Genomic DNA, 5543 nt, shown 5'->3' on the forward strand with positions numbered 1-5543 from the left:
CCCCTTGGATTATGATGACCCTTATTCTCATGGCGAGTTCAATATTTTTCCTGGCCCGCGCCTTTTCTCCGACCATTCGAAAATTCAGCGAAACGGGACAAGACGAGAACGCCTTGATTCAATTGTTGCGGCGTTCTGTTTGGATTTACATTGTTCTTTTAATGGCGATGTTATGGTTCATGGTGACAAAGCCTGCGCTGTGGCAAGGGTGATAGATCTAGGGCGAATAGCGGCTTGCCGTTTGAATTCGCCAGGCAGCATGGAACAAGGCGTAGGTGTTAAAAAAAGTTTGATCATTTTATTTAATATATCTATTTTGTCCCGTAGATAAATCAGTTTTACTGAAGTATCCATTTCTTTTATCTACTTTGCCTTCTAGGTCTAATTAATCTTTTATAAGAAGAAATTATTTACGCCAAATGATTCAATCCATACACTAAGATTCTTAAGAGATTCAACATAAATAAAAATAGTAGCGTGAGCTGATCGTTTGGCTTAAGCTACTATTTTTTATTTGGTTCTTGAAAGATGCTACTATGTGCTTCTGAATCGCGCTGTGGTGCTATGCGTTTAAAAAGTGTACCTTTAAAAGGAACCCGTTATGGATTCCTTTTTGTAATGATATGCATCGTTTCTATTCCTGAAAGAATAGATTTTACTTTTCCATACTAATCACTTCCTTTTTTAGAGTACTAGTATCAGTATGTCCAAGTTTTGGAGTGTTTGCACCAGAACCCTATTCTTCTTCTAAAATAGCGTAATAATACTCATCCCACCATTCATTTCCATGTGGTATACACTTCCTGAAATAGCCTTCTCTTCTCATTCCAATCTTCTCCATCACTCGATATGATGGGGTATTCTGTGGCTGACATGTAGCTATAATTCTATGTAATTTCATTTCCTTAAACCCATATTTCAATGTAGCTTTTGCTGCTTCAGAAGCATATCCTTTATTGAAATATTTAGAATTGAACACCCAACCAATCTCATAAGTATGTTCACCAAAATATTTATGAAAAACAATATGACCAATTAGGATATTGTCATCTATTAATACCACAGGAAAGTTCTTAGCATTTTCACCAATGTTTTCATTCACAAAGTTTCTTGTATCTTCTTCAGTAAAAACCCCTTCGGGTATGTATTTCATAACATTGATATCTGATGTATACTCATGGACAGCTTGCCAATCTTTGAACTCAAATTTTCGTATTAATAATCTGTCTGCTTTTACAAACATTTACTTTTCCCCCTCAAAAAATAGTAACTTTATTTCAAGTCAACATTTAACCGGAAAAACAAAAAGAACTTGTAGGAATCCCTACAAGTTTTTTTGTTTAAGGTGAATATACGGGACAAACAAACTATCTTACAGGTTCATCTTAGAAACTACAGGGGTAATGCTTTGACAAATATATTATATAACAAATATTGACATCCATAGATTTTAATTTCGAAAATTATGTGAATTAAGAAAATAAAATAGTATATCATTTTCGCTTCCTAAAAAATCCATTTGTTCATTTCGTATAAAACCCTTTAAAACAATATCAACATCATAATAATATTCATTCATAGGTATAGATAACTATACTATTCTAATGCGTTCGTATAACAGATGTTTCCATTATATATTTTGCGAAAAGTTTAAATTGTATATTTTTTACAAAAAATTAGGTATAATTTTCGTTGAAGAGCAATCTGTAAGTCCAATTAAATTATGTGCTAAATTTACATGGGATATGCAACACATATTCGGAAAGAGATAATGTACTTGTGGACAGTACGAGGAGGATTTTTATGGTCAATAATTATATAAATGAAAAAGATCATCTTTTTTATAAAAAACGTTTTTATAATGTTTTAGCTTCAATTCCTTTAGTAGTTAACGCGCTAATAGTAATATATTTATTAGAATTGGGATTAACTTATTTTGTAACCTTTACTGGCATTGCAGTAATAACTTTATTAATTCAGTTCATTTATTATTATTCAAATTGGAAAAAATCTTTTAAGTAACTTTTCTAATAGTTTTATGAATAAAAAGTCTCTTCAGAGATCTGAAGGGACTTTTTGAGATTTCTAGATACATGGACTACTGATAAGTGGTGTTATTGTAGCTTTGAAATAAAGTTTGATTAAAAAGTAAACGTCAAGTAACTCTAAAATCAACCTTTGTTGTATATTTTTGAGTTACTTGACGTTTACCAATTTAAATGACTTTGATGCGGTGATTTAACGATAAAAAAGAGACAACTCAAAAACTTGATGCTCCTTGTTCTTTGAGTCGTCTCTTTTAATATCATGAATAACATAGTCTAATTTCATTGCAGAAAGAATCGTATTATGTATTTCTCAATTCACGCATCCCAAACATTTACAAACTAATTTATGTTTGAATTTCTTTCATCATCTCCTAAGTTACGGAAGTTACTATCATTCGTATTATCACAACCGTTACTGCTATCCTAGTTCCCCGATGATAAATCTGAATCACTATCTCCAGACTTTTTTCTTTCACTCGTATTCCTATTCACATTCTTGTTTTGCCATACAAACAGCTGATAATACAAGACAATGAAAACAATCATTAACATCCCAAGTAATAAATCCCCCAAAAAGCCCCAAGACACAAAAAATATAGATATAATGCAGTAAATACAAATTGCAATGATGACATATGAAATTTTTGCTATCAAACGTAACATTATTTGAATAAATGTTGGTTTCGATTCTATTTCCTTCATTTTTCTTCTACTATTCTTCCTATTTTCTTCTGGCCATATATCATCAAACAGATGGAAATACAAGATAAAAAAAGGAATGACTGCAACCTCAACTGGAAGTTCACTCCAATAATCCGGAAGTATCACATACTTAACTATAGAAATAATAAACAATACAATGATGGCATATAAGATTTTCGCCGTCAATCGTAACATTATTTGAATAAGTGTTGGTTTCGAATCCGCTCTCTTTCTCTTCTTTTTAATATTTTTAGCATAATGATTATAACGTTTTCTTTTTTTGCTCATATTTCCCCTCATTTTTCCTTTTCCGCCTCTTGAACTACCTCCACTTTCACTTCGTTTAGAAGAGGGGGATTCCTAAGTAAAGAGTTCTATCGAACTCTAATTTATTAGGCTATCTCCACAGTCCTTGCGGTTAGAAGCCTTATTGCTTCATTCTTTAGATTGATACTTGCGTTAATATCCCTATCATGGTGTGTACGACAAGAAGGGCAGTCCCATTTACGTAGGTTTAGATTTTCTCAAAATACCCATACTCCTTTTAGATGTTCGATCAACTTATAAAATTTCTTTTATTAAATACCAATCTGATATGAAGTTCACATAATCACCGTTAGCGGAAGTTATTTAAAAACGCTTGTTGAAAAAATTTCTTTGTATCATCATGACTTAGAATTTCTAATAAATTAGGTGTTTGAAAAAATTCTACATGACTTATTTCACTATCTTTTGGATGTAAATCTATTCTGTCTCCTATGTACTCTACATAAAACATAGTGGTTTCTTGTTTTTCATAACCCAGTTTCACCTGGATTTCTTTAGGAAAAATAAAACAAATTTTTTCTTCAAATTGCTTGATAACCCTAAACTTTTTGGAGCCGGTTTCCTCTTCAAGTTCTCTCAAAATAGCACTTACTAAGTCATGGTCTGAATGTTTAACCCCTCCTTTAGGAAAGTCCCATTCACCCTTTGACATTTTATGTTCCTCTATTGTATCGCTAATTTTCACCTTATGTACCAATAAAAATTCATCCCGTTGAACTATGATTGCTCCCACCGCTTGTCTAATCATCTTATCGTAATTTCCTTAAAAGAACCTTATTCCGGATGTTATTTGGATTCTTAGCCCATTCCAACATTAATTCTCTCTGTTTGATAGCCAAGTCTTCAAATGGTTCACTAATATGTTCGATCTTGTTAAAGCGTTCTTCAAAGGCACGAGTATTATTTATCTTGAGATACCCACCAAATCCTTTGTCATCATTTAAAGCCCATACTACCTTTGTGAAATGAGAGAAAAGTATAGCTCCAGTACACATAGGACATGGCTCAAGTGTTGTGTAAATTGTAATGGGCAATCTGTTTTCTTTTGCTAATAGAAGTTTCTTTCCTGCTGCTCGTATCGCATCAATTTCAGCATGAGCGGAAGCATCATCTTGAGTATGTACTCTGTTTCGTCCTTTACCCAATATTTCATTATTTGATCCAACAATAATAGCACCTACTGGATATGTATTCTCTTCCATTGCTTTATTTGCTTCTTCTAAGGCCATTTCTAAAAACAAATAATCCGTTTCACTCACCAACATAATCTCCCCCTTTTAAATCCAATTATATCAAAAGGAAATTCTAAAAAATTATGAATATCTTATTCATGTAAAGTTATCATAACGCCCTATTATCGGTAGCAAGGAAAAGGAGGAACCCTTATGAGAGTAAGGGTTCCTCCTTTTTTGTTCTAGGGATCTATGCTTTTTTATACATTCCTATTCTGGTGCGGTTTTATGGCTCTCGTTTGTTACTGGATTAGCCGAAAAACCGTATAAAATCTTGTATACTCTTAGCGTACTTTTTTCCAAAATGCTGGCGGTATCCCTTCTAAGAGCGACAAAAAGGATGCACTCGTTATTGCGGATATGGTCAAAAAAGGCTATTACTCTTTCATTCGCAATACACCTGAGGCCTTTGAAGAGCTGCGTGTTTATCTCTCAAACCGTGACTCTGTCGTGACGAGACTCGTAAGTGCTAAAAAGACAGAATACGGATGCTTCGTCTCTGCTGTTGACTGTGCAACCCATGATAAATTGGCTTACAAGCAAATGATGAATAACAAAAATCGGTATGGTAAAGAAAGCGGAACTCAATGGTTTGGTTAAACGGGAGATATACCCCGAAGTTCCGCCCAAAGTAGAATACTCTTTGACCGAATATGGGGAAAGCCTCATCCTGCTGATGGGTTTGTTGAATCAATAGGGAGAGGAACATCAGAAACTCATTGATCGGTCGGAACGCATCTGCTAAAACAATGAGGGAAAGCGACTGCTTTCCCTCATTATATTGATATGGCCAAACGCAGAATAAGATCGTTGTTACGCGTATCTGAACCGCGCCAGTGTTCGTGAACCCCACAGGAATGTGACGATTATCGCCGCAAGGGTTGTTACAACACCGGTTATGTCCTGGACATAACTCGCATCATAGCTTGGTAGAAAAGAATCAATGACATTCAGCATTGCGTGGATGATGATGGATGCAAAGATGCTTTTTTCCGTATTGTTATACACCCAGACGATAATGACCCTTGCTGTAACGGTGCCAAGGAACCAGGCTGCAATCCATGCCGGAGAATGATGGGCCTCGATCAACGGAATAACATGCCATATTCCCCACACGCAGCCCAAAATCAGGCCTGCCCCAAGTGCTCCCCACCGCTCCTGCATCGGCTCAATCGCATAACCCATCCACCCCAGTTCCTCAAACGTGGCGGAGATAAAAAACAAAATAAAGAGT

At 34.9% G+C, this 5543-nt stretch carries 8 protein-coding genes and 3 pseudogenes; 5 read left to right on the forward strand and 6 right to left on the reverse strand.

Annotation, left to right across the window (positions count from 1 at the left end):
* A pseudogene (locus BAU27_RS32640) lies at positions 1 to 212 on the forward strand (hypothetical protein); the annotation flags it as partial.
* Between the two features lie 524 nt (positions 213 to 736).
* On the opposite strand, the gene BAU27_RS11815 reads toward BAU27_RS32640, so the two are convergent.
* Positions 737 to 1243, reverse strand: a complete 507-nt coding sequence (locus BAU27_RS11815; RefSeq protein ID WP_071770973.1) for a GNAT family N-acetyltransferase — start codon at positions 1241 to 1243, stop codon at positions 737 to 739.
* A 560-nt stretch (positions 1244 to 1803) separates the two neighbouring features.
* Between BAU27_RS11815 and BAU27_RS11820 the strand changes: the two genes are divergently transcribed.
* Entirely contained in the window at positions 1804 to 2022 is a 219-nt protein-coding gene (locus tag BAU27_RS11820; RefSeq protein ID WP_071746629.1) for a hypothetical protein, read from the forward strand.
* A 449-nt stretch (positions 2023 to 2471) separates the two neighbouring features.
* On the opposite strand, the gene BAU27_RS11825 is transcribed toward BAU27_RS11820, so the two are convergent.
* From BAU27_RS11825 to BAU27_RS11840, 4 genes and pseudogenes are all read right to left on the reverse strand, one after another.
* Positions 2472 to 3038 carry a hypothetical protein gene (locus BAU27_RS11825; protein ID WP_071770977.1) on the reverse strand — a complete coding sequence of 189 codons (567 nt, stop codon included), beginning with the start codon at positions 3036 to 3038 and terminating at the stop codon, positions 2472 to 2474.
* Positions 3039 to 3142: 104 nt separating this feature from the next.
* A pseudogene (locus tag BAU27_RS11830) lies at positions 3143 to 3274 on the reverse strand (zinc ribbon domain-containing protein); the annotation flags it as partial.
* Between the two features lie 92 nt (positions 3275 to 3366).
* Entirely contained in the window at positions 3367 to 3825 is a 459-nt protein-coding gene (locus tag BAU27_RS11835; RefSeq protein ID WP_071770974.1) for an NUDIX domain-containing protein, read from the reverse strand.
* Position 3826: 1 nt separating this feature from the next.
* Positions 3827 to 4342 carry a nucleoside deaminase gene (locus BAU27_RS11840; RefSeq protein ID WP_071770975.1) on the reverse strand — a complete coding sequence of 172 codons (516 nt, stop codon included), beginning with the start codon at positions 4340 to 4342 and terminating at the stop codon, positions 3827 to 3829.
* Between the two features lie 285 nt (positions 4343 to 4627).
* On the opposite strand from BAU27_RS11840, the pseudogene BAU27_RS11845 reads away from it, so the two are divergent.
* The 3 genes and pseudogenes from BAU27_RS11845 to BAU27_RS11850 all read left to right on the forward strand — a co-directional run.
* Positions 4628 to 4780, forward strand: a pseudogene (locus BAU27_RS11845) (IS110 family transposase); the annotation flags it as partial.
* Positions 4760 to 4909, forward strand: a complete 150-nt coding sequence (locus BAU27_RS32325; RefSeq protein WP_175546540.1) for a hypothetical protein — start codon at positions 4760 to 4762, stop codon at positions 4907 to 4909. The pseudogene BAU27_RS11845 and the gene BAU27_RS32325, both read left to right, overlap by 21 nt.
* On the forward strand, positions 4875 to 5006 hold the full coding sequence (locus BAU27_RS11850; RefSeq protein ID WP_083595971.1) for a winged helix-turn-helix transcriptional regulator: 132 nt from the start codon (positions 4875 to 4877) through the stop codon (positions 5004 to 5006). Before BAU27_RS32325 ends, BAU27_RS11850 begins: the two co-directional genes overlap by 35 nt.
* A 116-nt stretch (positions 5007 to 5122) precedes the next feature.
* Here the strand turns inward: BAU27_RS11850 and BAU27_RS11855 are convergent.
* The coding region (locus BAU27_RS11855; protein ID WP_139254644.1) for a CPBP family intramembrane glutamic endopeptidase at positions 5123 to 5543 on the reverse strand (421 nt) is incomplete at its 5' end.

Source organism: Bacillus sp. NH11B, assembly GCF_001884205.1.
GTDB lineage: Bacteria > Bacillota > Bacilli > Bacillales > Bacillaceae_G > Bacillus_A > Bacillus_A proteolyticus.